Below are 23,955 nucleotides of genomic sequence, written 5' to 3'. Positions count from 1 at the left end.
GGCCACGGAAGTGCTGGCCACGGTGGAACGGAGCGACAGGCTTGAGTACGTCTCACGCACGGATATGGGTCGGCATTGACGCCGGCAAGGGGCATCACTGGGCGGTGGCGGTCGACGCCGACGGCGTGGCGGTGTTCTCGACGAAGGTGATCAACGACGAGGCCCAGATCCTCACCTTGATCGACACCGCCCGCGAGCGGGCCGATGAGGTGCGGTGGGCAGTGGACATCTCCGGGAGGGCCTCCGCTCTGCTGCTGGCCCTGCTCGTCGCGCACGGCCAGCAGGTGGTCTACGTGCCCGGCCGGACGGTCAACCGCATGTCCGGCGCCTACCGGGGTGAGGCCAAGACCGATGCGAAGGATGCCCTGGTCATCGCCGACCAGGCCCGTCTGTGGCGGGACTTCGCCCCGCTGGACACGCCGCCGGAACTGGTCACCACGCTGCGGGTACTGACGAACTACCGGGCCGACCTGATCGCCGACCGGGTGAAGCTGATCAACCGGCTCCGCGACCTGCTCGTGGGTATCTGCCCCGCGCTGGAGCGGGCTTTCGACTACTCCTCGGCCAAGGGCCCGGTCGTCCTGCTGACCGAGTACCAGACCCCGGCCGCTCTGCGTCGGATCGGCGTCAAGCGACTGACGACCTGGCTGGAGCGTCGCAAGGTCCGCGGTGCCGACGCGGTCGCCGCGAAGGCGGTGGAGGCGGCCCAGTCCCAGCAGATCGCGCTGCCGGGCGAGAAGCGGGCGGCGAAACTGGTCGGCGATCTCGCCCACCAGCTGCTGGCGCTGGACGAGCGGATCAAGGACAACGACCGGGAGATCCGCGAGACGTTCCGCTCCGACGAGCGAGCGGAGATCATCGAGTCGATGCCCGGCATGGGCCCGATCCTGGGGGCGGAGTTCGTCGCCATCGTCGGCGACCTGTCCGGCTACAAGGACGCCGGTCGCCTGGCCTCGCACGCCGGCCTGGCCCCGGTCGCCCGGGACTCCGGCCGCCGCACCAACAACTACCACCGGCCCCAGCGCTACCACCGGCGCCTGCGGCACATCTTCTACCTGGCGGCACAGACCGCGATGATGCGGCCTGGTACGTCGCGGGACTACTACCTCAAGAAGCGTGCCGAGGGCCTGCTGCATACCCAGGCTCTGCTGTCGCTCGCCCGGCGCCGGGTCGACGTGTTGTGGGCGATGCTGCGTGACAAGAGGCTGTTCACCTCCGCCCCGCCGGTCACGCAGGCGGCTTGACACGGTCATTGAGATTCCTCCTGGACGGGGCGGCGTCCCGTCAGGTTGTCAGGTTTTGGACAACCCCGCCGGCGTCTCGACAAGGTGGCCCGGTACCCGGCCGTTTGTCATCGTCCGCCGCCGTTTGCCGCCGTGCGTCACCGCCTCGTCCGCCGCGCGCCCCTCGGCGATGCGGTCGGCCCGCGCCCCGCTCCCACCGACGCCCACCGCTGCGACCTCTGCGCCTGGCGGCGTCGGTACGTGCGGCCCAGGTGGTGCTGGAGGCGTACGTGGCGGAACTGGTACACCGCGCCCGCCTGGCGCAGCACCCCGCGCCGGTAGGCGTCGTCCAGGAACGCGGCCGTGTCCCACGGCAGTTTGCCCGTCATCGGCAGCCACAGCCTGGCCCGCACCACCCAGCGCCCCCACGCGGTGAACGACAGCGCGTACGACAGCCCGCCCCCGAGACCGACTACGGCCCCCACGTAGAGCCCGTCCCACGCCTCCCAGTTCAGGTCCCCGAGGAAGCCGTCCAGCAGCGCCACGATCAGTCCGCCGCCGAACGCGACCGAGAGGGCGAGCAGCGGCACGAGCGCCGCGAGCTGTCGGCGGACGGTGGCCCGGTTGGCGGCGAGCAGGCTGATCGGGTCCGCCGCGGAGGCCACGTCCAGAGGCGCCTCGAACGCCGCCAGCAGCCCGAAGACCAGCCCCGTCCCCGCACCGAAGATCAGCCCGAAGACCAGCATGTTCACGGCCACCCCCTCCAGGACCGCGAGGTTCAGCACCAGGGCCCCGTACGCCAGTTCCCGCTCGACCGCCAGGGCGCAGGCGCAGCCCACGCCCATCACGAACCCGCCCGCCATGACCGCGCCGAACCGCGCCGTGAACACCCGCAGCGGTGCGCGCGCCGGGACCCGTACGCCCGGACCCCGTACGCCCGGACCCGGCACGCCCGGACCCGGCACGCCCGGACCCCGCGCCGCGGCGCCCCATACGGGATCCGGCCCCGGACCGCCGCCCGGCAGGCGCGGGCGCAGGCGCAGGCGTACGCGGGCGGGCTCGAAGGTTCCGCCGCCCCGGGCGATCATGACCGCGTACACCGCCGCGAAGGCGAGCCCCGCCGCGGGGCCCATCAGCGCGCCCTCCACCAGGGTCCGCCACGCGGGGAGCCGGCCGATCAGGAGGCCGATCACCCAGGTGCTGAGGGCGGCGCAGAGGGTGGCGGCCAGCGCCACGCTCAGCACGCGCTGGCGGCGCGGCAGGAAGTCGCCGATCTCCCACCAGGCGAGGTCCTGCCGTTCCCGGTCGGGGTGTGCCAGGTGGTGCGCGAGGTATCCGAGCCACTGCTCGGCCCGGTCCGGATCCCAGTCCCGCACATGCTCCGCCTCCGGGGAGCGGCGCCGGTAGACCGCCGGGACGAACCCGGCGAGCAGGTGCTCCTCGATGGAGCTCTCGTCGGGGAACGTCTCCGCGTCCAGCAGTTCGGCCGGGTCGGCCCCGGTCCGTTCGCTGTAGAGGGTCCGGGCCAGGGCGGTCATCAGGGGGGTGCGCAGGGCTCCGGTCAGGGGGTCCGCTGCGTGGCCGTGGCCCTGGCCGTCGCCCTCTCCGGACCGTTCGCGCAGCCGCTCCGTCACCGCGTCCCACACGCCCCGGCCGTAACCGCCGCCCTGGCCCCCGTTCCGCCGGGCGGTCCGCGGCAGGTAGGCGGCGACGTCGTCGACGGTGAGGTCCGCGAGCTCGATGACGGTGGCCCAGACCAGCGGCGTGCCCGCCGCGTCCACCGCCTCGGCGAACTCCTCGCGCCGGCTGGTCAGGAGGAGCGGCGAGGAGAACTCGTTGAGCCGCTCCAGGGCCCTGCCCCGCAGCCCCTCCGCCATCTCGTCGAACCCGTCCAGGACCGGCAGGACGAGATCGGCCTCGATCAGGGCCCCGGCCATCGAGGTGCCCGCCACGCGAACCGCCAGGTGCGGGTGGTCCCGTACGAGCCGTTCGGTCATCCACGTGCGCAGGGTCCTGGCCGTCGGGTCCCACGAGCCGATGCTGAAGATCACGGGGACGCGGTCCGGAGCGGTGCGGGTCTCCAGGAAGTCCTGCACGAACCGGATCGTGAGCACGGACTTGCCCGAGCCCGCCCGGCCGAGGACCACCAGGCGCCCGGAGTGCCTGCGCCGGTAGAAATCGGCCACCGTGGGCAGGTCGCCGCCCAGGTCGTCGGGGTCGGGCGCCGCGGCGCCCGGCGGGAGGCGTTCGACGTTGGCCTCGTGATCGCTGAGGGCGGGGTCGGTACGCCGCCAGCGCACCGGCAGCGGGAAGGGGTCGTGGACCCGGCGCCGTTCCTCCTCCAGCCGCCAGCGGCGCCGGATCTCCAGCGCCACGTCACGGGCCGCGGACAGCACCTCGTCCCGGACCAGCACCGCGGAAGGGGCCGCGGGGGACCGCAGCCGCCCGGGCTGCGGCTCGCCTGGCTCATCCGCCTCGCCTGTCCCATCCGCCCTGCCCGGCTCTCCCGCCACCCCGTCCGGGTGAGCCGGAACGCCGCGCCCGCTCGCGAGCAGCTCGGCCAGCTCCCTGCGGTCCTCGGGCCCGGCCGCCAGGGCCTCCTGCAGCTTCTCCAGCGAGAGCAGTGTCGGGTTCGGGGCCCTGCCGCTCTCCAGCCGCCGGATGGTGCTCTCACTCACCCCCGACTCCGCGGCCAACTGCTCCTGCGTCAGCCCCGACCTCTGCCGCATGAGCTTCAACAGCGAGGCCAGTCGCACGAGTCGATCGGACGTCACGCGGCGATCCCTCCCCTCCCGGGGCCGGAGGACCGGCCCGGACCGCAGGCGAGCGTAGCGGGCGGCGACCGGTCATACGTGACCGGTGCCATGACCTGTACCCCGACCGGCGCGGACACCACGCTCGGAGAAAGAGGAGCCTCCGGCGGCCACCCACCCGCCCCACCACCACCGGCCGCCCTCCGCAGACCCGAGGAGAAGAGTGATGACCTACCGGTTCTGGTGCGGCGAATGCGGGTTCAAGACCCCCTGGGGCACCGAGTCCGAGGCCGAACGCGGGCACATGGACCACTACGCCGCCCGGCACCCCGGACTGCGCCTGGGCGGCCAGGTGGAGACCGCCGCCAAGGCCCCCGCCGGGGAAGGCACGAGCTGTGCGGGCTGCGCGACGGTGGCCGTCCTCGGCCTCCTTTTCCTGATCATCGTGTCCGCCTGCGGGCGCTGACCGAAGCGGAGGCGGCCATGCCCGGCATCGCAGTACAGCGTCTCGACGCCGAAGACCCCCGACGCCTCGGCGACTACCGCCTGCTGTGGCGGCTCGCCTCCGGCGGCATGGGCCGGATCTATCTGGCGCGCCCGGCGGCGGGGGGCCCGCTCGTCGCGGTGAAGACCCTGCTCGCCCAAGGCCCCGTGGAGCGCCTCGACCGGGAGCGGTTCGCGCGGGAGGTGCGCCTGGCCCGGCGCGTCGACGCCGCGTACACCGCCCGCGTCCTCGACGCCGACCCCGGCGCCCCGCGGCCCTGGATGGCCATCCAGTACGTACCCGCCCCCTCCCTCGCCGATCTCGTACGCGAGCAGGGGCCGCTGGCCGCCTGGGCCGTGCCGTCCGTCGCCGCGGGAGTGGTACAGGCGCTGATGTCCCTGCACGGCAGCGGGGTCGTCCACCGTCAAGCCGCAGAACACCCTGCTGCCGCTGACCGGCCCGCTCCTGATCGACTTCGGCATCTCGCACGCCGTGGACCGCACCCGTACCTCGCTCACCCTGGGCACCGTCGCCTTCACCTCTCCGGAGCAGGCGCGCGGGGAGGCGTCGACCGAGGCGTCGGACGTCTTCTCCCTGGGAGCCACCCTCTTCCACCTCGCCGTGGGGCGTCCGCCGTACCGGGAGGTGGAGTCCTCGATGGTGCTGCTGGCCCATGTCCAGGGCGGGAAGCTGGACTTGACAGGACTGCCCACCAGCCTGGCCCCGTTGATCGAGCCGTGCCTGGCCTTCGACCCGCGCCGGCGTCCCGATCTCGCCACCGTCCTGGCGACCGCCGTTTCCGCGCCCCGGCGCGGGCGGCGCTGGCTGCCGGTGGAGTGGACGGCGACGATCACGGCGTACGAGGCCCACGGGCGCGCGCTCGACGTGGACCGCACCGCGACCGGCTCCGCGGCGGGGGGAGCAGTCGCCGAGCCCGGGCCGCCGCGGATACCCGTACTCACCGACCCCGGGGAGGCGGCCGTCCGCCAGGAGCGGGAGCGCCGCGCCGAGGAGGCCCGCCGCCGCCGGGAAGCGGAGCTGCGCAGGCTGGCCCGGAACGCCGGTGCAGGAGGTGCAGGAGGTGCAGGAGGTGCAGGAGGTGCAGGAGGGAGCAGCGGCACGGCCGGCTGGGCCGCCGCCGCCGTGCTCTTGGCCATCGCCCTGCTCGTCTGGCAGCCGTGGACGGCCACGCAAGGGACGTCCGCCGACGCGCGGAGCGCCCCTTCCGTGGCCGTCACGCCCCGCTCCACCCCCACGGAACTCCGCCTTCCGTCCGAGAGGCCCACGCCGACGCGTACCCCCACTCCCACCCCGTCGGAGGAGGCGAAGACGGGCTCGGGCACGAGCGACCCGGTCCGCCCCGCTCCCACCCCGACCCCGACCCCGGCCCCCGCCCGCGACCGGACGGAGGAGGCCTTCCTGGCCGTCCGGCAGGGTTCCTGCCTGCCGCTCTACGCCACCGGGTACCCGGACAAGTGGAACGTGGACGTCCCGCCCGGCCCCGTCCGCTGCGACACCGACCAGGCGCACGTCCAGGTCAGCTCCGTCACCAACGGGGACTGCCCGAGCGGCAACGGCCGGACGTACTGGCGCTACAAGACCACCAACCTCTGCCTGACGCGCATCTTCCACGTCGGCTACTGCGTCCTCGGGAAGGGGCCGGGCAACAGCGTCGAGCTCGGCACCTTCACCCTGGTGGACTGCAAGGCCACCCGCATCCCCGCCGACTACGACTACGTCCTGCACATCACCGGCGTCTACCGCGCCCCGGCCGACGCGAGCGCCGCGAACTGCCGCCGCAGCCAGAACGACTCCACCGACTACCGCGCCTGGCTGGTGATCGACGACTCGGTACTGCTGTGCACGATGTTCTACCGCAACGCCTGACGCCCGCCGAGGCGAATCCGGACAGGCCCTAGACCTCGGGGAGGGAAGGACCGGGCTTCCAGGACGACGGCGCGGTGATGGACCACCGTTCGTGGTCGCGCCAGGCCCCGTCGATGTAGAGATAGGCGGGGGACAGGCCTTCGTAGCCGAAGCCCAGCCGCCGCACCAGGCCCAACGACGCCTTGTTCCCCGGCTGGATGTTCGCCTCCAGCCGGTGGAGCCGCAGCTCGTCGAAGGCATACCGCAAGGCGAGGGTGAGCCCTTCGGCCATGTACCCCCGCCCCGCGGACGGGGCGAAAGCCGCGTAGCCGAGGGACGCCCCCTGGTAGCGCCCCCGGATGACCGAGTTGACGTTGACCATGCCGGCCGCCGCACCGGTCTCCCGTACGCGGATCAGGAAGCCCAGGTTGGCGCCGTCGCCGAAGCGGCGCATCCAGCCCTGGAACTCCTCGGCGGTCGCGGGCAGTTGCATCCACGGATGGTGCAGCTCGGCACTGGCACTCACGAGCGAACAGAACTCGTCCTGGTCGGCAAGAGTGAGCGGACACAGCTCAACGCGTGCCGGCGCAAGGGACGAGGGTCGATGGTGAAGGCTCATCCGAACAGAAGATCACACGAGTAAGGACGTCCCGGTCGTGCCGGGCGGAAAGGCTGGGATCCCGCGGTACCGCACTCGCTCCTCCTGGCCTGTTGTTCGGACTCGTGCAGGTGGGAGACGGCGCGGCCGCGCCGCGGTCCCGCGACTTTGCCAGGCCTTTGCCGAAGTCGTGCCGGGCCGGACAGCGCCGGGGCATCCGGTTGCTCACAGGCCTCGGGAACGTGCACACTTGCGCGAATTCCGGCCGGGCGCAGCGTCGCACCCCACTGCCCATCTGCCTGGCATTCGCCGTGCCGGCCAAAAGCAAGTCAACGGGAGCAAGGTTGAGCACATCGGGAACTGTCCGCCGACAGGACCTCCACGACCTCAGCGACGCACAGCTCTGCGCGCTGCTCCGAGAGCGCGAATCGGAGGCGGAAGCCGATCTCAGCGACGTGATGGGCGAGGTGTTCGCCCGTCACCACGACGCCGTACTCGCCTACGCCCGCACCTGCTGCCGCGATCTGGCCACCGCCGGTGACCTCGCGGCCGAGGCCTTCGCCCGCACCTACCGGGCGGTCGCCTGGGGAGCCGGCCCCGAGTACGTCTGGCGTCCGTACCTGCTGACCTGCGTGCGCCGGGTGGCGGCCGAATGGGCACGCCGCGGTGCCCGCACCCAGCTGTCGGGCGACTTCGACACATGGGCCGCGGGCCTGGCCGGCGACCAGGACGTCGAAGACGCCGCCCTGTTGGCGGAGGAGGGCTCGCTGGTCCTGCGGGCGTACCGGTCGCTGCCGGAGCGCTGGCAGGCCGTGCTGTGGGACGCGGTCGTCGAGAACGCGCCCGCGGTCGAGACCGCCCGGCGCCTCGGGATTTCGGCGGGGGGCGTCGGTTCCCTGGCGGCCCGCGCCCGCGAAGGACTGCGCGAGGCGTACCTGCGCGCCCACCTGGACCAGAGCGTGAGCGACGAGTGCCGGCACTACGGCGGCCTGCTCGCCGCAGCGCTCCGCCGACCGGGCAAGCGCGTCACCCGTGACCTGGGGCGGCATCTGCGGGCGTGCGACGGCTGCGGGCGGGCCGAGCGCGATCTGCGAGCCGTCAACGACCGGCTGGGCGCGCTGCTGCCCGCCGGAATCCTGCTCTGGCACCCCGCCACCTCCGCGCTGTCCGCCGGGGTGCACGGAGCCCACCTCGCAGCGGGCAAGCTGGTGGGGCTCAAGGTGGCCGCGGCGCGGTTCGGCGCGGCGAAGTGGACGGCGGCGGCGGCCGTCGCGGGTACGACGCTCACCGCGTTCGTCCTGTTGCCGGCCGAGGACCGGCCCGAGCGGGCCGCCCCGACGCCCACCCCCACACCCGCGGTCGCGAGCCCGAACGCGGACCCCTACCTGCTGCCGTCCCTGACGGACTCGACGCCGCCGATCGTGTCCATCGGCGCCCCCGTGTCGGGCGTCGCCGTCGCCGCCTCGGCCCCCGTCACTCCCACGCCGTCCCCGGCGCGGCCCTCGCCGACCGCCGCCCCCACCGGTCTGCCGTTGGTCAACACCGGCTCACGGCTGTGCGTCGGCTTCGCCGGCGGCGGTGGTTCCGAGGGGCCGTTGGAGCTCCAGCCGTGCACGGGCGACCCGTCCCAGGGCTGGCAGCGTCTGCCGGCCGGCCAGGGCACGTACCAGTTCCGGAACACGGGCACCGGTACGTGTCTCGACGGAACCACCGCCGGTGGAAACGTCGTCGATGTCGCCCTTCGTGCCTGCCGCTCGGGCGCCGGCCGCGAGACGCAGCTCTGGAGGTCCGATCCGGAGGGGCGATCCGGCGCCTTCCGGCTGTGGTTCGTGCCACCGGTCCCGAAGAGCGACTACGCCAGCCACCTGCTGGGCCCGCGGAACTGGCCGAAGGGCAGTTCCCCGCGCCAATGCTCGGACCTGGTACAGCTGCCCAACTACTACAACTCCGTCAATTTCCTCTTCACCCTGGGGTGACCGCGCGCGCGACCCGCCGGCCACGGGCGAGCATCGGCTCCGGCACCGGCTCCGCCGGCCTCCGCCCTCAGGGCCGGTCGGGTCCGCGATAGGGCAGCGTCTGGCTGTAGACGACGCTGGTGGTCGTACTGCCGAAGCCGGCCAGTTCGTCCATCAGCGTCTCCAGATGTTCCATGGAGGTCGCGGCCACCTTCAGGGTGTAGCAGTCGTCGCCGGTGGTGCGCAGGCACTCCAGGATCTCCCGCCGGTCGGCGAGCAGCCGGCGCAGCGGCTGGTGGCGGTTGCCCGGGTACTTCAACCGGACGACGGCGAGCACGGGATAGCCGACCTTGGCCAGGTCGACCACGGCGCGGTAGCCGGTGACGACGCCCGATGCCTCCAGCTGGCGCACCCGTTCCGTGGTGGCCGACGAGCCGAGATTCACGCGCCGCCCCAACTCGCTGAGGGAGATGCGTGCATCGCGTTGCAACTCGTCGATGATCGCCCAGTCGATGTCATCAAGATTCCCGGCCATATCGCGACTCTACCGGGAAAGTCATGGGTGAATGGCGAGTTGACCGCGAGAAGCATCTTTCAGATTTCTTGATCACCGAGATAGCCTCCGGTCATGCAACTTGGCGTGAACGTACCGAACTTCGGGCCCGGAACCACTCCTGGTGTGCTGAGCGAATGGGCGCGGCTCGTGGAGGGGCTCGGCTTCGACCTCCTCATGGTGTCCGACCATGTGGCCGTCACCCCGGACGTGGCCGCGCGCTATCCGGCGCCCTTCCACGAGCCGTTCACCACCCTGTCCTGGCTGGCCGGCATGACCACCAGGGTGCGGCTGGGCACGACCGTGCTCGTGCTGCCCTACCGGCATCCGCTGCTGGTGGCGCGCATGGCCACCAACCTCAACGCGCTCAGCGGCGGCAGGCTCGTGCTCGGGGTGGGAGTCGGCTGGGCGCGCCAGGAATTCGAGGCGCTCGGCGTGCCGTTCAGCGCGCGCGGCAGACTGACCGACGAGCACCTCGTGGCCCTGCGGAAGGCCTGGAGCGAGGAGGACGGCGGGGACGGCGGGGACGGCGGGCACACCGCCCCGATTCCCGTCTGGGTCGGCGGCAACAGCGAGGCGGGAATCCGGCGTGCCATCGAGTTCGGCGACGCCTGGCATCCGCTGCGGGGAACCCTCCCCTGGATGCGTTCGGTCGTGACGAACCACTCGCTTCCGGCGTTCGCGCCCCGCATCGCCCTGCGGCTGACCACTGAACCGGTGACCGACCCCGAGCGGCTCGCGGGCACCGGCACCCTCGAGCAGATCCTCGACGATCTCGACCAGCTCGAGCGCCTCGGAGCCGACACCGTCGTGCTGGACCCCTACCACGGAGATCCGGAGGAGACCCGCCGGCCCCAAGAGGCCTGGCAGGCGCTCACCGCCGTGGCAACCCACCGGAGGACATTTTCATGATCACCACTGCCGACGAGGCGCTGCTGCGGCGGGCCGTCGCCATCGCAGCCCGTGCCGTCACCCTGGGCGACGCGCCGTACGGCTCCCTGCTGGCCGGCCCGGACGGAGCGATTCTCGCCGAAGCCCACAACACGGTGCGGCGTGACGACGACATCACCGCCCACCCGGAACTGAAACTCTCGCGCTGGGCGGCCCGTGAGCTCGACCGCGACACGGCCGCACGCACCACTCTCTACACCAGCTGCCAGCCGTGCGGCATGTGCGCCGGCGGCATCGTCCGCTCCGGACTCGGACGCGTGGTCTACGCCCTCTCCACGGCGCAACTCGTGGAACTCAACCCGGAGTCGGGCGCATGGCCGGCGCTGCCGCAGGACGGCCCGGCCCTGTTCGACGAGGCACGCGCCCCCATCGACGCCTACTACCGGCCCTGACCGCGAAGGCGCGCTATGCCTCCGGCTGCGTCCAGCAGTCGGGGCCGCCGCCGCGCCAGTCCACCAGCGCGGGGTCCGTGAGGTCGAAGTCCTCGGCGTCCTCCATCCCCGTCGCCGCGAGGAAGACGGCTATGTCGCTGATCCGGTAGGCCGTGCCCAGGCTCCGCCCGTCACACCGCACCCGGCGCCACCCGCGGTGGTCGGGCGGATGGACGACCAGGCGGGGAGCGGGGCCCGGCGCCCCGTAGCCCTGGTCGCCTCCCGGGCAGGCGCTCGTCATGCCGCCCTCGCCCAGGCTCGGGCTCTCGCCGCGCGGCGGAGCTCGGCCGGGCCGCCCGCCGTACGGACGGGGCGCGACCAGTACGGATGGGTGGAGATCGCGCACGAGAGGGCGATCAGCCGGCGGCGGAGCGGGGTCGTACCGGCTGCCGCGGGCCGCCGGGCCAGTTCCCGGTACGTACGGAGCCGGTCGGCCTGGAGTCCGACCAGGTCATCGGGGAAGGAGGTGCACTGCATCCATCAATTCAAGCACGTGTTCGATTTATGGTGCGAGTGGAGCGATATCGCGTCCGCCGCACCCGCGGGGGCCGTGGCGCGGGATACCGGCCGTATGGCTCGGCTGTCGTCCCCCGTCTCACCGGTCCCCGCCGCCGAGGTCCTGCGCGAGCGCTACACCGGCCGCCTGCCCGACTCCCTCGACGAGCTCGCGGGCCCGACCGGCGCAGTGGTGCGGCTGCCCCTGTACATCGCGTGGTCAGGGCTGCGCGCGTACGACCTGGACCGGCCCCGGCAGCGGATGAGCCTGTACCGCACCGTCCTGGCCGAGGGCCGGCGCGACGACCTGACCACACCCCTCGACCGCGACCTGCTGACCGAGCAGTGGCCCCTCCTGCGCACCCTGGTCAGCCGCCACATCCGCCAGGTCTGGGAAGACCGCTTCCCCCAGCTCGCCGGCCGGGTGACCTCCGCGGCGTGAACCTCAGCGCCCCGCACCGCAGGCTCCTCACCGGCCTGACCCGCAAGACACCCCCACCCCCTCGTGATCACCGGCGGTTACGCCGTGCAGGCCCATGGCCTCGTCGACCGGCTCAGCCAGGACCTCGACGTGGCCACCGAGAACCCCGCCCCCATGGCCGACATCACCACCGACCTCGCCCACGAGCTGGCCAGACGCGGCTGGCAGGTCTCCGTCATCTCCGTCGCCCCACTGTCCGCCCGCCTGATGGTCACCGCCCCCGCAGCCGGCGCCGAGTGCGAGGTCGACATCCTCAAAGAGAACCTGTGGAGCGCCCGGCCCGCACCGAGTACGGTCCGGTCCTCGCCCGCCATCGCGACCCTCGGACGCTGGGCCCGGTCCTGGACCACCGACCTCGAACAACGCCTCACCGCCCACGACACGGGTGACGGGCCCCTCTGACCATCGGGTACGGGTTGCGGCGTCTCCGCTCATGCCGTACATCTGCCGCTCTGCCACTGCCCGGTGGCATCCTTTCGGGAACTCGGGAAGGGGGGTCGGCCATGACGACATGGGGCCTGATCCTGGAGACGACGGTCGGTTCCGGCGAGCGCAAGCACACCGAGGCCTACGTGATGGCACACGTGGAGGGGGACCGCGAGACGGCTCTGGCGGAGCTGGAACAGCGGGCGCGGGCCTATACGCCGGAGCACCCCAGGAGCCCCAAGCGCCGCCGCCTCTTCCGTGCCGGTGATGGATTTCTGCTGGTTGTCGACGGCTCCTGGCAGTTCCACGCCACCCGCTTCTCCGCGGTCGAGCTCTTGGACGACACCGATCGCCCCACACCGGCGGAGCGGCGCGAGTCCGAACCGGTCGCGGCTGAGGCGCTACCGGCCATGACGCCGCCCCCGCCCCCGCTGCTCCCGGCAGCAGCGGTGGACCGTGACGAGGACGGCGTACCGGTGAAGCCGTCATGGCTGGGACGCACCGACCTGCCCTGAAAGGAGACGCCCGCCGCCCGCCCCTGCGGCACCGGCGGTGGGAGACGGCACCCACATCGCTCAGCTCGGCACCGACGCGCCCGTACCGCCGAGGAGGCGGTCCACGAGGAGCTCCGGGTAGCCGGAGGCCGGCGGGTCGATGCCGAAGATCGCCCGCAGGTAGAGCGGCGCGACGAGCTGGTCGAGGATCCGGTCGAGCGGCGGCGGCTCCTCGCCGCGCGCGACGGCGCGCTCGCGGATGCGCTCGATGGCGCCGAGGCGGCGCTGGAACTGCTGCGCGCGCTCTCCCTGAGCCGTGGCGCTGCCCGGCATGGACAGTGCGACGGCCCGGATCAGCAGCCGCCCTTCGGCGGTGCGGATGCTCGCGACGCCGGCTTCGACCCACGCCGTGAGATCGCCGCGCAGGCTTCCGGTGTCGGCCAGCGGCCAGTCCCGTTCGAGGCGGGTGACGACCACGTCGGCCAGGAGCGCCTCCCGGCTGCCCCAACGCCGGTAGACGCTGGTGTGGTTCACCCCGGCGCGCTGCGCGACCGCGGGGATGGTCAGGTCCGCACCCTCGGGGTCGGACAGCAGGTCGATGACGGCCTGGTGGACCGCCGAGCGGACCTGTTCGGGGCTCTTGCGTAGGCGCGGGGCCGGTTCTTTTGAAGTCACCCCCACATCGTAAGCACAACTATTTGCTTAATGCCGCCCGGGCGGTCTACAGTTCTGCCGTACGCACAGATCTGTGCTTAAGGAGAGAATGATGAAGCCGCTGATGTTCCCCGACAACCCCCAGTTCTGGTACGAGACCCTGCGCTCGATGAGCCACATCGCCTACGGCGGTGCCGACTTCGGCGAGGTCGTCTCCACCGCCGAGCGCATCAAGGAAGGCGACTACGACAGCTGGCACGCGGAGTGGATGGCGACCGCCGACCGCGTGGCCGCCGAAGCCCGGCGGGCCCTGGACGCGGGCCACACCGTCAGCGCCCGGGACGGATTCCTGCGCGCCTCCAACTACTACCGGTCGGCGGAGTTCTTCCAGCACGGCCACCCGTGCGACCCCCGCCACGACCACGCCTACGACCGCAGCGTCGCCTGCTTCCGGAGCGCGGCCGCGCTCTACACCACCCCCCGCATCGAAGCGGTCCGCATCCCGTACGAGGACACCACCCTCCCCGGCTACCTCTACCGGGCAGACGACACCGGCACCCCCCGCCCCACCCTGATCATGCACAGCGGTTTCGACGGCACCGCCGAGGAACTCCACTTCAGCGGCGCGCTGGCCGCCGTCGAGCGCGGGTACACCGTCCTGGCCTTCGACGGCCCGGGACAGCCCGGCCCCCGCCACCACCAGGGCCTGGTCTTCCGCCCGGACTGGGAGAACGTCATCACCCCGGTCATCGACTTCGCCGAAACCCTCCCCGAGGTCGACAACAGCCGCATCGCACTCCTGGGGAGCAGCATGGGCGGCGTACTCGCCCCCAGGGCGGCGGCCTTCGAGCACCGCCTCGCCGCCCTGATCGCCGTCGACGGCGTCTACGACCTCGGCCAGGTCTCCACCCGCCACATCCCCGGCGACCGCGAAGAGGCCGAACGGCTCCTGCGCGCGGACTCCGCCCCCGAACTCGACGCGCGCTTCGAGCAGATCACGACCCAGGACGCCACCGCACGCTGGGCGATCAACCACGGCATGTACGTGATGGGCGTCGAAACCCCGCGGGCCTTCAGCGCCTCCTACCTCGACTACACCCTCGCCGACGGCATCGCCGAGCGGATCCAGTGCCCCACCCTCGTGTGCGACGCCGAGGAGGACGAGTTCTTCAAGGGCCAGCCCGAGCAGCTCTACGACCACCTGACCTGCCCCAAGACCCTCATGCTGTTCACCGCCGAGGAAGGCGCCAGCGCCCACTGCCACCCCGGCGCCATGCGCCTGGCGCTCGCCCGCATCTACGACTGGCTGGACACCACCCTCGCCCCGACCGCCTGACACCAGGCAACCCACAGCGACCCACCCACGCACGCACGCACCTACGCGCACCCAAGGGAGCCATCACCATGACCCGCACCGGAATCGAAGCCGCCCTCAACGACCTGCTCTTCAACCGGGACATCACCCTGGAGGAGGCCGCCGAGCGCCACTTCACCCCCGGGTACCGCCAGCGCACGGACGGCGAATGGGCCGACCGCACCGAGTTCCTCGACCACATCAGCCACCTGCGGGGCATGGTCGCCGGCGGCACGGTGGAGGTCCACGACGAGCTCTACGACGGCACCAAGTACGCCGACCGGCACACCTGCCACATCACGAAGAACGACGGCACCACCGTCACCATGGAGGTCTACGTCTTCGCCGACCTCGCCCCCGACGGCCGCTTCCACCGCATCGAGGAAACGACCCTGATGCTCAGCGGCTCCGACGCCGACCGCGACATGGGCAGCGCCCGCTGAGGCGCCGGGCGTCCGCCGGTCGGCAGGGAGCGGGTTCCCCTGGCGGCGGAACCACCGGGCCGGAGCGAAGACTCCCGCTCACCGGGGCGGCTCGCACTCCGGGGGAAGCGTCACGTTCCCGGGCCGGTGCTCGAAGGTGTCCATGACCAGCCACTCGTCCAGCTCGGGGTCGTAGAGGTTCTGCACACCGAACTGCAGCACCTGCCAGAACGTGCCCCGGTTGTCCTCGTCGACGTAGATGTCACCCAGCGCGAGCGGCAGACGCGGGTGGTTCCCGGGAGGCAGCTGCGGGAAGACCACACCCACCCTCCAGTGGTTCACGCGCCGCTCCGGGGTGCGCCGCAAGGTCTCGCGCCCCACGAACCGGGAGCCCTCCAGCCCCTGGTTCAGATCCTCCAGGGTGAAGCCGGGGATGCGTGAGCAGGGATGGTCGTCCAGGCCGGGCCATTTGTACGTCAGGGTGTAGAGGGTGCCGTGGTAGATCAGGTTGGTGAACCAGATCGGGTACTGCGGTCCTCCCGCGGTCATCCGGCTCTCACCGTCGCGTCCCTCCCAGGTGAACGGCACGGTGATGCCCAGGTCCCGGACGATCCACTTGCCCTTGCCGCGGAAGTCGCGGGGCAGGCGCGGCGGAGGCGGAGTCGAAGAGGCGTCCTGCCGGCCGGCGACGGTCCCGAACGGCGGCGCGGCCCCGCTCCGAGGCGCGGCGCCCACCGCAGGCGCAGCCGCCAGGACGAGGGCTACCGCCCCGGCCAGAGCGCCCGACGTGGCCGTCCGACATGTACCTCTCCAGCCCATGCTCTTCCTCGACCGCCGCGTCAGGCGCCGTGATGGCGCAAGAAACAATAAAGACAAATGCTGCCACAACACCCCAAGAATCAAAGGCTCCGAAACCGACAACCCCGAAGCGCGATCCACAGGAGCGACGGCGTCCGGTGGTCCGCAGCACGAATCGCACACCAGGCCATCGGGCAGAATCCAGGCGAGCCCCTGCACCGCATTGTCGAGCGGTAAGTGCTGCCCGGAACCCGGTGGTCGGAGAGGGGGCCGGCAGGGCCCGGGTCCGGCCAGGCGGCCACGGCGGATTCGGAGGAAGAGCACGGGTGGGGGATCTCGACGTAGTCAGGTTCGCGGACCTCACCGCGTTCCTCGTTGCCCGCGCCGCCGCCGCGGAGGACGGCGGCCTCCCGGACGGCTCGGTCACCGACTGGCCCACGACGGGTCGCAGCGCCTACCTGCGGCTGTGCGCCGCAAACCCGTTCGTGGTGAAGGTCCGCGACCGGTGCAGAGCGGGGTGACGGTGAGCGTCCCGCTGCACCTGCGCGACGGCTGGGCCACCCGCTCCGCCGCCCGACTCGGCCGACTGCGCACCGAGCTTGCCGGCGCCCGCTGAGCCGGCCCACCTCCAGGCCTCCGACCGTGTCCTAGGCTCTGGCCGTGGAGGGATGGCAAGCGCCGGCGGCAATGGTGGAATCGGCCTGGAACGAGCTGAACGGCCCCGATACCGGCCACCGCGACTTCTGCCCCGATGCCATCAGCGACATCCTGGAGACGGGCCGTCCGACCCAGGACGACGCCGAGCGAACCGTCGAGCGGCTGGTGAAGACCGCGCTCTCCACTGAGGGTTACGCCAGGCGGCGCTCCCGATCGCCGAGCGGTTCCTTCAACACCCGCTGTCCGACGTGCGCAGGGAGGCGGCGCACGCGGCGCACGAGCCGCACCGCACCCAAGCGTCTCCCCCCGGCCGCAACACCCTTCAGTCCCAGCAGGGTGTGGGTGAGCCGTCGATCTCTGCTCCGACCAGTATCTCGACTCCGGTTCCGGCCCCGAAGTCGGGCGCGGGGGAATATTTGTCCCCGGTCGGGAAGGTCACCGTCAGTGTCATTGCGCTGCCGTCGCCGCCTTTGCTGAAGCAGAGGCCTGCGACTTCCGCGGGGACGCGCTGCGGCGAGGTGTTCTCCTCGAGCTTCCAGCCATCGGCCGTTGCCGTCTTGGTGTAGTAGCCGAGGATCTCGGTCTTCGATTCCGAGGCCGAGTACAGTCGCTCGGCCGAGAGCCAGGCGTCGCCGCTGCTGTCGTCGTCGCATGCGGTCGCCACCTCGGTGTGGCCGGCCGGGGGACTGGCCTGGGGCGGCTTCGCGTCGAGGATCGCCAGGGAAGCCATTTCCTTGAGCCGCGGCTCCGACCCTTCGCACGAGGCGTACGGGTTGATCAGGGAGCAGCCGGCCAGGCCGCCGGCGAGCATGCTGAAGAGTGAGGCCGACAGGAGCAAGGTGGTGGAACGGCCGGTCCGGGCAGGCAGGTACACGATGCTCCAGTGGTTTCGTGCCGAGAGGGGGAAGGGCGGCGCGGCCCCCGCCTCTCCGCAGAGCATCGCAGCCGCCCGGCTTCGGCCGTCAGCCGGGTCCGCAGACGCGCGGGCCGATGCGGGCTGCATTCAGTTGTCGAGCCCCCGCAGACCCCAGTCGTCAAGGCCGGCGTAGACGGTGGCGGTCCGGCATTGGGGTGCCTGCATGACTTCGGCTTCGCCGCGGTAGACGGCGATGAGGGAGTCGGTACCGCGCCACCAGGTGTCCGCCAGGCCCACGACCTCCGGGACGGCCTCGAAGCCGTCGAGTTCGAGGTCGTCCACTGCGTCACCCGTCAGTGTGGTGGTCGTGCGCGCGCACCTGCGGGCGTGGTCGGCGAGCGCCAGGGCCTCGACCCATCCTTCGACGCTTGCGTGCAGCGGTACCCAGCCCCCTGAGTGGAGGCCGAACTCCCCGCGGGGGCCGATCATGAACGAGTAGGGCAGAGCGCTGCGTTGCGCGCCTGCCTCGAAGCACCAGCCCTCACCGTCCGACTCCTCGGGCACATCGCCGCTCAGCGTCCGGGGACCGCCGTCATAGTGGGGGGACGGAGGAAGAGCCAGACCACCCCAGGTGGCCTCGTACGCGCTCACCCGGTCGATCTGCACCCCAGGGACGCCGGCCTCCAGCCATCGAGCCCGGTACTGCTCGGTGTCCGACCGGCCGATCCAATGACCATGGATCCTGATGAAATACTGCGCCCTGCGAGTGATGCCCTCAGGGACATGGTTGGTGGCCATATTCCGGTCCTCGCACTCTTCGAAACAGCTTTCGCCGGCCTCCACACCAACCCGAGCTCGTGAGCCGGATGCGATCCGCACTGCCCGAACTACCTGAAGACCCCACGCCTGAACAGGTCGACGCCTGGGTGGAGCTAGCCGGACTCTGCCAGACCGCAGACTTCCGTGCCGCGATCCGCAGGACAGCCGAGGAACAGGTGGAAGAACTCTCCCACAGGCATGTCATCGCGCTGCAAGAGGCCCTCGGCCTGGCGATGCGCGAACGGACCGGGTCCCATGGTCGGCCTACCAGGACGGTCCCGCGGCCTCCCCGGTTCCTGCCCCGGAGGTGATGACAGTGACGGCGGGCACGCACGCCCGCGCCATGCAGGGCTCACTGACGGCCTGAACCTGTCCGCCCGGCAGGCCGCCCTGGAGCAGCTGGACGCGGTAGGGCCGAGCAGCTGGCCGAAGAGGTCGGCGAGGGCCTCCTCGTGGCGGACCCGGAAGCGGGCATCGCCGCATGGCCGGGGGCTGCAGCGGCGGTTGGTCTCGATCGCATGCGAGGAGGTTCTGTGGCATGCCCAGATGGTCCCAAACGGCCCGGACGGCGAGGGTTGGTGCGACACAGCCTCCCTGAGGATCAGGTGCCAGAGTTGTCGACGAACCCGACGATGTCGAGGTATTCAATTTTGGGCGGGACGCCATAAATCCCCGTCACCTTCTCGACGAGCTCCTCCGTGAAGAAGGCACGGGCTTTCTCTTCGTCATCCCACACGTAGTAGTTCCTTGCCCGAATGCCGTCTTCGTCGAGCATGAAGCTCTTGAAGCGAAGTCCGGCCATGCTTTCGAACGGTCCTCGGAGTTCGCCGGCAATCTTTGCGAGAGTTGCGCGATCGAACTTGCCGGTCTGCGTGAAAGTCACGAGCACGCCGATCATCGGGCCTCCTGTCGATTGGGTGAGCAACGGTCGATCGAGTGACGCTAGCGGCGGATCCTAGTACATGCGGCCGAAAAATCCGGTCGTTGGGTCGCGAGTCGGAGGCGCGGATCGCAGTCGGCAATGCAAAGCCAGGAATGCATCGAGCTTTGCGTGCGTGAACCTCGACTCGACCTGGCAGGCGATGTGAGTGGTACTCGCCGAAGGCCGTCGGTCCCGAGCTGAGAGCGCCGTCCAGGTCGTTTCCTTCAGACCATCGGACCTGTGGGCCGCGGACGGGACCTGGGCGCAGGTCTTCACCGCCCTCCAGCACGCCGCCGGGACCTGTCAGCGGTGATCCCGCTGCCCGCAAGCGGCCCGGCGGCCGCCCACCGGCCTTCGACCGCACGGTCTACACGCAGCGGAACACCGTCGGACGCTGCATCAACAAGCTCAAGCAGTGGCGCGGCCCGGCCACTCGCCACGACATGACCGCCTCGATCCACCTCGCCGCCCTTTTCATCCGGTCAGCGAGGTGATTTGAGGGAAGCGGCCTAGACGCGGGGCAGCCAGCCGTCGGCGAAGTCGCAGCGCTCCCGTGCGCGCTGTGCCTTCTGCTCGAGGAGTCGGCGGAAGCCTGCCAGGGCGTAGCGCTCCCCGGTGGCCGCTCTGGGGCCGGGGATGCCGGCCACGGTGGCCATGCACTGCTGGGGCTGGGGCTGCCAGCCGGTGACCAGGACCCGTAGGCGCATGCGCTCGGCGCGCCGGTGCAGGTTCAAGAGATGGAGCAGGCCGTCGGCGTCCATGACCGCGACGGCGTGCAGGTCCACCAGGAGATCACGCTCGTCCATGGTCACGTAGTCGAGCGCGCGCTGGAGGACTTCTCCCGCACCCTCGTCGAGTTCCCCGGTGGCGCTGATCAGAATCGAGCTGCCGCAGTGCTGGACGTCCACGTTGATCAATGTTCTGCTCCCGTCACCCGAAGGCTCCGGACCCACGGGGCCCCATCCTGGCCCGGTACGGCGTAGGGACGGTGCGCGGCACGCTGAAGCGTCGGCGATCAGCCGAGATCGCGTTTGTACCGGACCGGGACTGTGACCGGAGGTGTGAAGCAGCGCAACCCGGGTCCGCTCCGTGGCGGCGAAGGCTGTGCCTCCTCCGCACTGAAGCCCAAGGTGTCAGTGCTTGACTTCCTCGCGGGCGTAGTGGGCGCTTTTCTCTACTTGCGCGAGCAGGTCCTGGCGGGTCGGTTCGTCCATGTTGCGGGCCTGAGCCCAGGTACGGGCCATGTCAAGACTTTGGGTGCGCAGGCGTTCCGAGCGTTGCTCTTCGGGGGTGTTTTTCAGTTGCCGGAGCCACGTGGCGGTGAGGCGACCGGCCGGCTCCGCCTGGTCAGCCATTTCGTTGAACAGCCGGTCGAAGACCGTAGCGTGCCATTTCCGGGCCTCTTCGGCGTCGTGGCTTTCGGCTGCGTCGGCGACGCCGTCCAGGATGCCGAGAGCGCGGGCGTTCTTCGTAGGCGGCAGCGAGAGCTCCGAGCCGGTCGCGTCCGCGGGAACGGCGGCGAGCCGTCCTGCTGCGGTGCGGGTCTCCGTCATCCGCAGCAGGGCGTATGCCTGGGGGTCCTCGGCGACCGCTCGCAGGGTCTTCCTGAGCACGTCGGTGGGCACTGACAGGTGGTGGGTTCCTCCGGCTTCCCAAGGCGGGGTGTCCCGGTCCGCTTTGGTCACGTACATGCTGTCGAGGCCCGCGAGCATTTCGTGCAGGTCGGGGGCGTAGTCGGTCAGCGCGGTGGCGATCGGGACACGTAGCGCGGGGTCGAGGTCGAGCTGTTTCGACTGCCCGAAGCCGAGCGCGAGAAGCACGTCCTTCATTGCCTGCGCCTGTGCCGGGGTGTGGCGGCCCGGCTCGCTGCCCGCAGTGGCCCTGACGACGGTCTGGCCGAGTGCCGTGCAGCTCATGCCGGTGTGAACAGCCGGCCCCACCGATTTCTGCACCCTCGTGTCCTCGGCCAGCCCGTTGCAGGGCGGCGCCGTCTCGCGCCCGAGGAGCAGCCAGGCCGCGAATGCGCCCAGCAGGGCGAGGCACACCCCTGCCCCGGCCCACGCTTTCACCGGAACGGCTCGGCGTCCCGCGCTCCCCGCCATCGATGTCCCCACTTCGCCGCCTCGCTGCCTCGCTGCCCGATCAGTTTGTCGTGTCGGTCAGGTACTTGTGTGCTGTCTCCGTACCGCGGACCCGGCCTTCGAGGACATCGCGGGTGTAGTCCTGAATGTCGCTCTCCGAGATGTCCGCCCGGTCGGTGGCCCACTCACGGATCAGGATCGGCGCTTGGGTGTTCACGGAAAGGTACTCGTCCGCGATCTGGGGGTTGACCTTGGCGTCGATCTCGCCCTTCATCCGGTTGCCCCACTCCCAGGCCCAGGTGTCGACGCCGCGCTGGATCGAGTCTCCGAAGGCGATGGAGACACCACCAGCCGTGGTGAAGTACATGGGGGTCACCGCGCCGCCGATGACGTGGTAGGCGAGCTTCGACTTCCAGTCGGCCTCGCTGTACCCGGCCATCCGGCCGTCGTTGATCACGTCTTCCCGGATGGAACTCATGACGCCCAGGGCGGTGCCCGCCTTGTTGATCGGGTTGGTGAGCTCCGACCCGTGCGCGCCCTTGGGGATCTCCTCCAGGGAGAGGTCGATGTACCGGGACTCCGCCTTGTGGAGCGTTCCGTAAGCCTCCGGATTCTCGGAGAGGCCGCGCATGAACTGCACGAGGTCCTTCTGACTGACCGCCATGTGGGTCTTGTCGCCGTCTTGGAAGTACCCGGTCCCGGCCGCCGAGATGTACTTGGAGTCCAGGCCTCCGAGGATCTCGTGGGTGTCCGCGGTGTACGTGGCCAGAGCGCGGGCGAGAGGCTCGCGCATGTTCTCGTGCACGCTCTGGTCCGGCCCGAGCCCGCCGATCACGTCGTGCATGATGCGCGCCTGTCCCGCGGTGTGAGGGGTCGCCGGCCAGGGGTCCTGGTTCGGGCCGAGCGGCGTGTGGCCGGTCGTCGAGGATTCGAGGAGGAGTCCCAGACCGGTGCGGGCGTCCGTACCCTCGCTCTCCGTATCGCTGTGCGTCTCGATGTTCCCGTGCCAGATGGGAGTGTCATCGAACTTCCAGTCGCGTTCCTTCAGCAGGTACCCGAGGTTGTCGTTCTTGTGGTCCGTACCGGGGTCGAGGTAGGCGGTGGCAGCGGCAGGGTCCTTGGACATGATGCCGAGCAGGCCGTCGAGAGGGTCATGGGCGAACCATCCGCCGTTCTTGCCGCTGAAGTCTCCCTGGAGGTCCCAGCTGTTCGGGTCGCCGCCGCGCTTCCTGTCCTCCGCCGAGCGGATGTCGTCAGCGAGGTCGTGCATGAACGGCGCCGAGTAGCCGTCGCCGCTCTGCATGAGTGTGATCAGACTCTGATAGCCCCGGACCTGCTGCCCGTGGCCACGGCTGACGGCGTTGGGGCCCTCGGCGGCTTCCTTGAGGTCGAACTTTTCTACGCCTGCCTTCTTCAGCTGCTCCCGGAAGTCCTTGTAGAACTTCGACTTCGGGTCCTGCATCGCATTGGACAGGGAGTTGGCGAGACCTTTCTCCAGGTTCAGGTAGGTCTGCCTGCCCTTCTTGTCGTCCTGGTAGGCAAGGTCGTTGAGCCGATTGGTGAACTTGAGGGTGTTCTGCGCGCCCATCCCGTTCAGGAAGGTCTGGTTGAACTCGGTGCTCTTGGCGTTGTCGCGGAAAGAGCGGTCCAGCTCGGCGTAGTCGGCTGCCGACACCTTGTCGCCGCTGTTGATACGGGTGGCGATGTCTTCGGCATTGCGGGCCTCGTAGACCTCGATATCGCCCTGCGCCTCGGCGTTGAAGCCGTTCAGGGTTCCGTCGTTGCCCTTGCCGAAGGCGTCCTTGTTGCTGTCCACCACGACCGCCGCAAGGGCGATCCTGACCCCCTGGTCGGCTTCGGAGACTGCCTTGACCTGGTCGTTGATGTGCTGCTGCCACTTGTTGACCGCGTCACGGATGGTGGTCTGGCCATCGGGGTCGTTGTGGTAGGCGCTGCGCTCAGAGGGAGTCAGCTTGGCGTAGTCGAACGCGACATTGCCTTGCTCCGAGACGGTCATGCCCGCCTTGATCGCGTCGTCGCGAGCGGACTCGACGCGCTTCTTCAGGTCGGTGAACTGGCTGTGTGCATCGCGCAGCAGGCTCGCGACAGCCTTGGCCTGGATTTGCGCGGCGGAGTACTCTTACCGCGTGGCGGCGAAACTCGAGTGGGCCACGCCGACGCTGACGCCGCTCCAGTCGGGCCCCATGGTGATCTTCTGGACACTGTCTCCGTAACGGGTCTCGACCTTCTTCAGCTCGCCCGCCATCTCGTCCCACTTGCCCGCTGCCGTCGTCAGCAGGCCCAGGTCCGTCGACATCACTTCGTGGTACGTCAACATGTACGGCTCCCCCTCACAGCCCGTTGAGCTTCGACCGGGTGCCCAGTGGACGGAACCCGTCCCCCGCACCGAGGGAGCCGCATCGCTGCCCGATCGGCGACCCCTGCTCTCTCGCTGCCCCACTCCTGCGCGAAGTCCCCCGACACGACCGTCCCCCGTTCCACTCGAAAACACTGTTCCCCGCAGACCGCCGAGCTGCCCCTGCCTGCGGAGACACCAGCGTCCGGCGAGGGCGTGTGCGAGCTGGGTTGAACCGTTCCGACTTCTCTGCCGCTCCGTTGTGAGCCATCAGAGAGGATGGGTCTCGTGCCCAAAAAGATTGACACAGCCCTTCGTAGCCAGGC

General features: G+C 70.7%; 24 protein-coding genes and 2 pseudogenes. 12 read left to right on the top strand and 14 right to left on the bottom strand.

Translation table 11 applies throughout. The features are described 5' to 3' along the window. The first annotated feature begins 41 nt into the window (after window positions 1–41). Window positions 42–1,244, top strand: a complete 1,203-nt coding sequence (locus ACFXGI_RS25835; protein ID WP_384711077.1) for an IS110 family transposase — start codon at window positions 42–44, stop codon at window positions 1,242–1,244. 137 nt (window positions 1,245–1,381) lie between these two features. Here ACFXGI_RS25835 and ACFXGI_RS25830 read toward each other — a convergent pair whose 3' ends face one another. Then, entirely contained in the window at window positions 1,382–3,997 is a 2,616-nt protein-coding gene (locus ACFXGI_RS25830) for a helix-turn-helix domain-containing protein (RefSeq protein ID WP_384711074.1), read from the bottom strand. A gap of 205 nt (window positions 3,998–4,202) precedes the next feature. Between ACFXGI_RS25830 and ACFXGI_RS25825 the strand changes: the two genes are divergently transcribed. Beyond that, window positions 4,203–4,442, top strand: coding sequence for a hypothetical protein (locus ACFXGI_RS25825; protein ID WP_384711071.1), 240 nt, complete (start codon window positions 4,203–4,205; stop codon window positions 4,440–4,442). A gap of 17 nt (window positions 4,443–4,459) precedes the next feature. Next, a pseudogene (locus ACFXGI_RS25820) lies at window positions 4,460–6,347 on the top strand (serine/threonine-protein kinase). 28 nt (window positions 6,348–6,375) lie between these two features. Here the strand turns inward: ACFXGI_RS25820 and ACFXGI_RS25815 are convergent. Continuing rightward, window positions 6,376–6,945, bottom strand: a complete 570-nt coding sequence (locus ACFXGI_RS25815; protein WP_384711068.1) for a GNAT family N-acetyltransferase — start codon at window positions 6,943–6,945, stop codon at window positions 6,376–6,378. 323 nt (window positions 6,946–7,268) lie between these two features. On the opposite strand from ACFXGI_RS25815, the gene ACFXGI_RS25810 reads away from it, so the two are divergent. Further along, window positions 7,269–8,900: a sigma-70 family RNA polymerase sigma factor gene (locus tag ACFXGI_RS25810; RefSeq protein WP_384711065.1), complete on the top strand. Its 1,632-nt coding sequence runs from the start codon at window positions 7,269–7,271 to the stop codon at window positions 8,898–8,900. A 67-nt stretch (window positions 8,901–8,967) separates the two neighbouring features. Here ACFXGI_RS25810 and ACFXGI_RS25805 read toward each other — a convergent pair whose 3' ends face one another. Continuing rightward, complete coding sequence (locus ACFXGI_RS25805) at window positions 8,968–9,414, bottom strand: Lrp/AsnC family transcriptional regulator (RefSeq protein WP_030873151.1); 447 nt, start codon at window positions 9,412–9,414, stop codon at window positions 8,968–8,970. Between the two features lie 93 nt (window positions 9,415–9,507). Here ACFXGI_RS25805 and ACFXGI_RS25800 point away from each other — a divergent pair, with 93 nt between their 5' ends. Further along, window positions 9,508–10,344: an LLM class flavin-dependent oxidoreductase gene (locus ACFXGI_RS25800; protein ID WP_384711062.1), complete on the top strand. Its 837-nt coding sequence runs from the start codon at window positions 9,508–9,510 to the stop codon at window positions 10,342–10,344. Continuing rightward, entirely contained in the window at window positions 10,341–10,775 is a 435-nt protein-coding gene (locus ACFXGI_RS25795; RefSeq protein ID WP_384711059.1) for a nucleoside deaminase, read from the top strand. The genes ACFXGI_RS25800 and ACFXGI_RS25795 overlap by 4 nt, the downstream gene beginning before the upstream one ends. A gap of 13 nt (window positions 10,776–10,788) precedes the next feature. Here ACFXGI_RS25795 and ACFXGI_RS25790 read toward each other — a convergent pair whose 3' ends face one another. Both ACFXGI_RS25790 and ACFXGI_RS25785 read right to left on the bottom strand, forming a co-directional pair. Then, on the bottom strand, window positions 10,789–11,055 hold the full coding sequence (locus tag ACFXGI_RS25790; RefSeq protein ID WP_384711056.1) for a hypothetical protein: 267 nt from the start codon (window positions 11,053–11,055) through the stop codon (window positions 10,789–10,791). Further along, window positions 11,052–11,291, bottom strand: a complete 240-nt coding sequence (locus tag ACFXGI_RS25785; protein WP_384711053.1) for a hypothetical protein — start codon at window positions 11,289–11,291, stop codon at window positions 11,052–11,054. Before ACFXGI_RS25785 ends, ACFXGI_RS25790 begins: the two co-directional genes overlap by 4 nt. Window positions 11,292–11,385: 94 nt before the next feature. Between ACFXGI_RS25785 and ACFXGI_RS25780 the strand changes: the two genes are divergently transcribed. The 3 genes and pseudogenes from ACFXGI_RS25780 to ACFXGI_RS25770 all read left to right on the top strand — a co-directional run bounded on the left by ACFXGI_RS25780 (window position 11,386) and on the right by ACFXGI_RS25770 (window position 12,731). Further along, window positions 11,386–11,751 (top strand): hypothetical protein, encoded by a 366-nt coding sequence (locus tag ACFXGI_RS25780; protein WP_384711050.1) that lies wholly within the window; start codon window positions 11,386–11,388, stop codon window positions 11,749–11,751. Next, window positions 11,748–12,098, top strand: a pseudogene (locus ACFXGI_RS25775) (hypothetical protein); the annotation flags it as partial. The gene ACFXGI_RS25780 and the pseudogene ACFXGI_RS25775, both read left to right, overlap by 4 nt. Before the next feature lie 195 nt (window positions 12,099–12,293). Continuing rightward, complete coding sequence (locus ACFXGI_RS25770; protein ID WP_384711047.1) at window positions 12,294–12,731, top strand: hypothetical protein; 438 nt, start codon at window positions 12,294–12,296, stop codon at window positions 12,729–12,731. Between the two features lie 60 nt (window positions 12,732–12,791). Here the strand turns inward: ACFXGI_RS25770 and ACFXGI_RS25765 are convergent, their stop codons facing one another. After that, window positions 12,792–13,385 (bottom strand): TetR/AcrR family transcriptional regulator, encoded by a 594-nt coding sequence (locus tag ACFXGI_RS25765; protein ID WP_384711044.1) that lies wholly within the window; start codon window positions 13,383–13,385, stop codon window positions 12,792–12,794. A gap of 88 nt (window positions 13,386–13,473) precedes the next feature. Here ACFXGI_RS25765 and ACFXGI_RS25760 point away from each other — a divergent pair, with 88 nt between their 5' ends. Together ACFXGI_RS25760 and ACFXGI_RS25755 are read left to right on the top strand one after the other, a co-directional pair. Beyond that, a complete protein-coding gene (locus ACFXGI_RS25760) occupies window positions 13,474–14,700 on the top strand; it encodes an alpha/beta hydrolase family protein (RefSeq protein ID WP_384711041.1) in 1,227 nt (408 codons plus the stop codon). A 68-nt stretch (window positions 14,701–14,768) separates the two neighbouring features. Then, window positions 14,769–15,161 (top strand): nuclear transport factor 2 family protein, encoded by a 393-nt coding sequence (locus ACFXGI_RS25755; RefSeq protein WP_384711038.1) that lies wholly within the window; start codon window positions 14,769–14,771, stop codon window positions 15,159–15,161. A gap of 78 nt (window positions 15,162–15,239) precedes the next feature. Here ACFXGI_RS25755 and ACFXGI_RS25750 read toward each other — a convergent pair whose 3' ends face one another. Then, window positions 15,240–15,875 carry a hypothetical protein gene (locus ACFXGI_RS25750; protein ID WP_384711035.1) on the bottom strand — a complete coding sequence of 212 codons (636 nt, stop codon included), beginning with the start codon at window positions 15,873–15,875 and terminating at the stop codon, window positions 15,240–15,242. Window positions 15,876–16,264: 389 nt separating this feature from the next. Here ACFXGI_RS25750 and ACFXGI_RS25745 point away from each other — a divergent pair, with 389 nt between their 5' ends. Further along, entirely contained in the window at window positions 16,265–16,459 is a 195-nt protein-coding gene (locus ACFXGI_RS25745; protein ID WP_384711033.1) for a hypothetical protein, read from the top strand. A 458-nt stretch (window positions 16,460–16,917) separates the two neighbouring features. Here the strand turns inward: ACFXGI_RS25745 and ACFXGI_RS25740 are convergent, their stop codons facing one another. The 7 genes from ACFXGI_RS25740 to ACFXGI_RS25710 all read right to left on the bottom strand — a co-directional run bounded on the left by ACFXGI_RS25740 (window position 16,918) and on the right by ACFXGI_RS25710 (window position 23,611). Then, entirely contained in the window at window positions 16,918–17,469 is a 552-nt protein-coding gene (locus ACFXGI_RS25740) for a hypothetical protein (RefSeq protein ID WP_384711030.1), read from the bottom strand. A 129-nt stretch (window positions 17,470–17,598) separates the two neighbouring features. Next, entirely contained in the window at window positions 17,599–18,249 is a 651-nt protein-coding gene (locus ACFXGI_RS25735) for a hypothetical protein (RefSeq protein ID WP_384711027.1), read from the bottom strand. A gap of 622 nt (window positions 18,250–18,871) precedes the next feature. Further along, window positions 18,872–19,168: a hypothetical protein gene (locus ACFXGI_RS25730; protein WP_384711025.1), complete on the bottom strand. Its 297-nt coding sequence runs from the start codon at window positions 19,166–19,168 to the stop codon at window positions 18,872–18,874. 533 nt (window positions 19,169–19,701) lie between these two features. After that, complete coding sequence (locus ACFXGI_RS25725; RefSeq protein ID WP_384711022.1) at window positions 19,702–20,100, bottom strand: STAS domain-containing protein; 399 nt, start codon at window positions 20,098–20,100, stop codon at window positions 19,702–19,704. Window positions 20,101–20,325: 225 nt separating this feature from the next. Further along, window positions 20,326–21,237: a hypothetical protein gene (locus tag ACFXGI_RS25720; RefSeq protein ID WP_384711020.1), complete on the bottom strand. Its 912-nt coding sequence runs from the start codon at window positions 21,235–21,237 to the stop codon at window positions 20,326–20,328. A 97-nt stretch (window positions 21,238–21,334) separates the two neighbouring features. Then, the gene (locus ACFXGI_RS25715) at window positions 21,335–23,290 is read right to left on the bottom strand and encodes a hypothetical protein (RefSeq protein WP_384711017.1); all 1,956 of its coding nucleotides are present in this window, start codon (window positions 23,288–23,290) and stop codon (window positions 21,335–21,337) included. Window positions 23,291–23,413: 123 nt separating this feature from the next. After that, window positions 23,414–23,611, bottom strand: coding sequence for a hypothetical protein (locus ACFXGI_RS25710; protein WP_384711014.1), 198 nt, complete (start codon window positions 23,609–23,611; stop codon window positions 23,414–23,416). Between the last annotated feature and the right edge of the window lie 344 nt (window positions 23,612–23,955).

Origin of the sequence: Streptomyces sp. NPDC059355 (assembly GCF_042752335.1) — a bacterium.
Lineage (GTDB): Bacteria > Actinomycetota > Actinomycetes > Streptomycetales > Streptomycetaceae > Streptomyces.
Note: the sequence above shows the minus strand (reverse complement) of the source record. Positions and strands in the feature narration are given on the sequence as shown.

What these genes read in the sequence shown, in the direction of transcription:
- ACFXGI_RS25825 (WP_384711071.1), top strand. Translation starts at nt 4,203, where the DNA reads ATGACCTACCGGTTCTGGTGCGGCGAATGCGGGTTCAAGACCCCCTGG.
- ACFXGI_RS25815 (WP_384711068.1), bottom strand. Translation starts at nt 6,945, where the DNA reads ATGAGCCTTCACCATCGACCCTCGTCCCTTGCGCCGGCACGCGTTGAG.
- ACFXGI_RS25805 (WP_030873151.1), bottom strand. Translation starts at nt 9,414, where the DNA reads ATGGCCGGGAATCTTGATGACATCGACTGGGCGATCATCGACGAGTTG.
- ACFXGI_RS25800 (WP_384711062.1), top strand. Translation starts at nt 9,508, where the DNA reads ATGCAACTTGGCGTGAACGTACCGAACTTCGGGCCCGGAACCACTCCT.
- ACFXGI_RS25795 (WP_384711059.1), top strand. Translation starts at nt 10,341, where the DNA reads ATGATCACCACTGCCGACGAGGCGCTGCTGCGGCGGGCCGTCGCCATC.
- ACFXGI_RS25790 (WP_384711056.1), bottom strand. Translation starts at nt 11,055, where the DNA reads ATGACGAGCGCCTGCCCGGGAGGCGACCAGGGCTACGGGGCGCCGGGC.
- ACFXGI_RS25785 (WP_384711053.1), bottom strand. Translation starts at nt 11,291, where the DNA reads ATGCAGTGCACCTCCTTCCCCGATGACCTGGTCGGACTCCAGGCCGAC.
- ACFXGI_RS25780 (WP_384711050.1), top strand. Translation starts at nt 11,386, where the DNA reads ATGGCTCGGCTGTCGTCCCCCGTCTCACCGGTCCCCGCCGCCGAGGTC.
- ACFXGI_RS25770 (WP_384711047.1), top strand. Translation starts at nt 12,294, where the DNA reads ATGACGACATGGGGCCTGATCCTGGAGACGACGGTCGGTTCCGGCGAG.
- ACFXGI_RS25760 (WP_384711041.1), top strand. Translation starts at nt 13,474, where the DNA reads ATGATGAAGCCGCTGATGTTCCCCGACAACCCCCAGTTCTGGTACGAG.
- ACFXGI_RS25755 (WP_384711038.1), top strand. Translation starts at nt 14,769, where the DNA reads ATGACCCGCACCGGAATCGAAGCCGCCCTCAACGACCTGCTCTTCAAC.
- ACFXGI_RS25735 (WP_384711027.1), bottom strand. Translation starts at nt 18,249, where the DNA reads ATGGCCACCAACCATGTCCCTGAGGGCATCACTCGCAGGGCGCAGTAT.
- ACFXGI_RS25730 (WP_384711025.1), bottom strand. Translation starts at nt 19,168, where the DNA reads ATGATCGGCGTGCTCGTGACTTTCACGCAGACCGGCAAGTTCGATCGC.
- ACFXGI_RS25715 (WP_384711017.1), bottom strand. Translation starts at nt 23,290, where the DNA reads ATGACCGTCTCGGAGCAAGGCAATGTCGCGTTCGACTACGCCAAGCTG.
- ACFXGI_RS25710 (WP_384711014.1), bottom strand. Translation starts at nt 23,611, where the DNA reads ATGTTGACGTACCACGAAGTGATGTCGACGGACCTGGGCCTGCTGACG.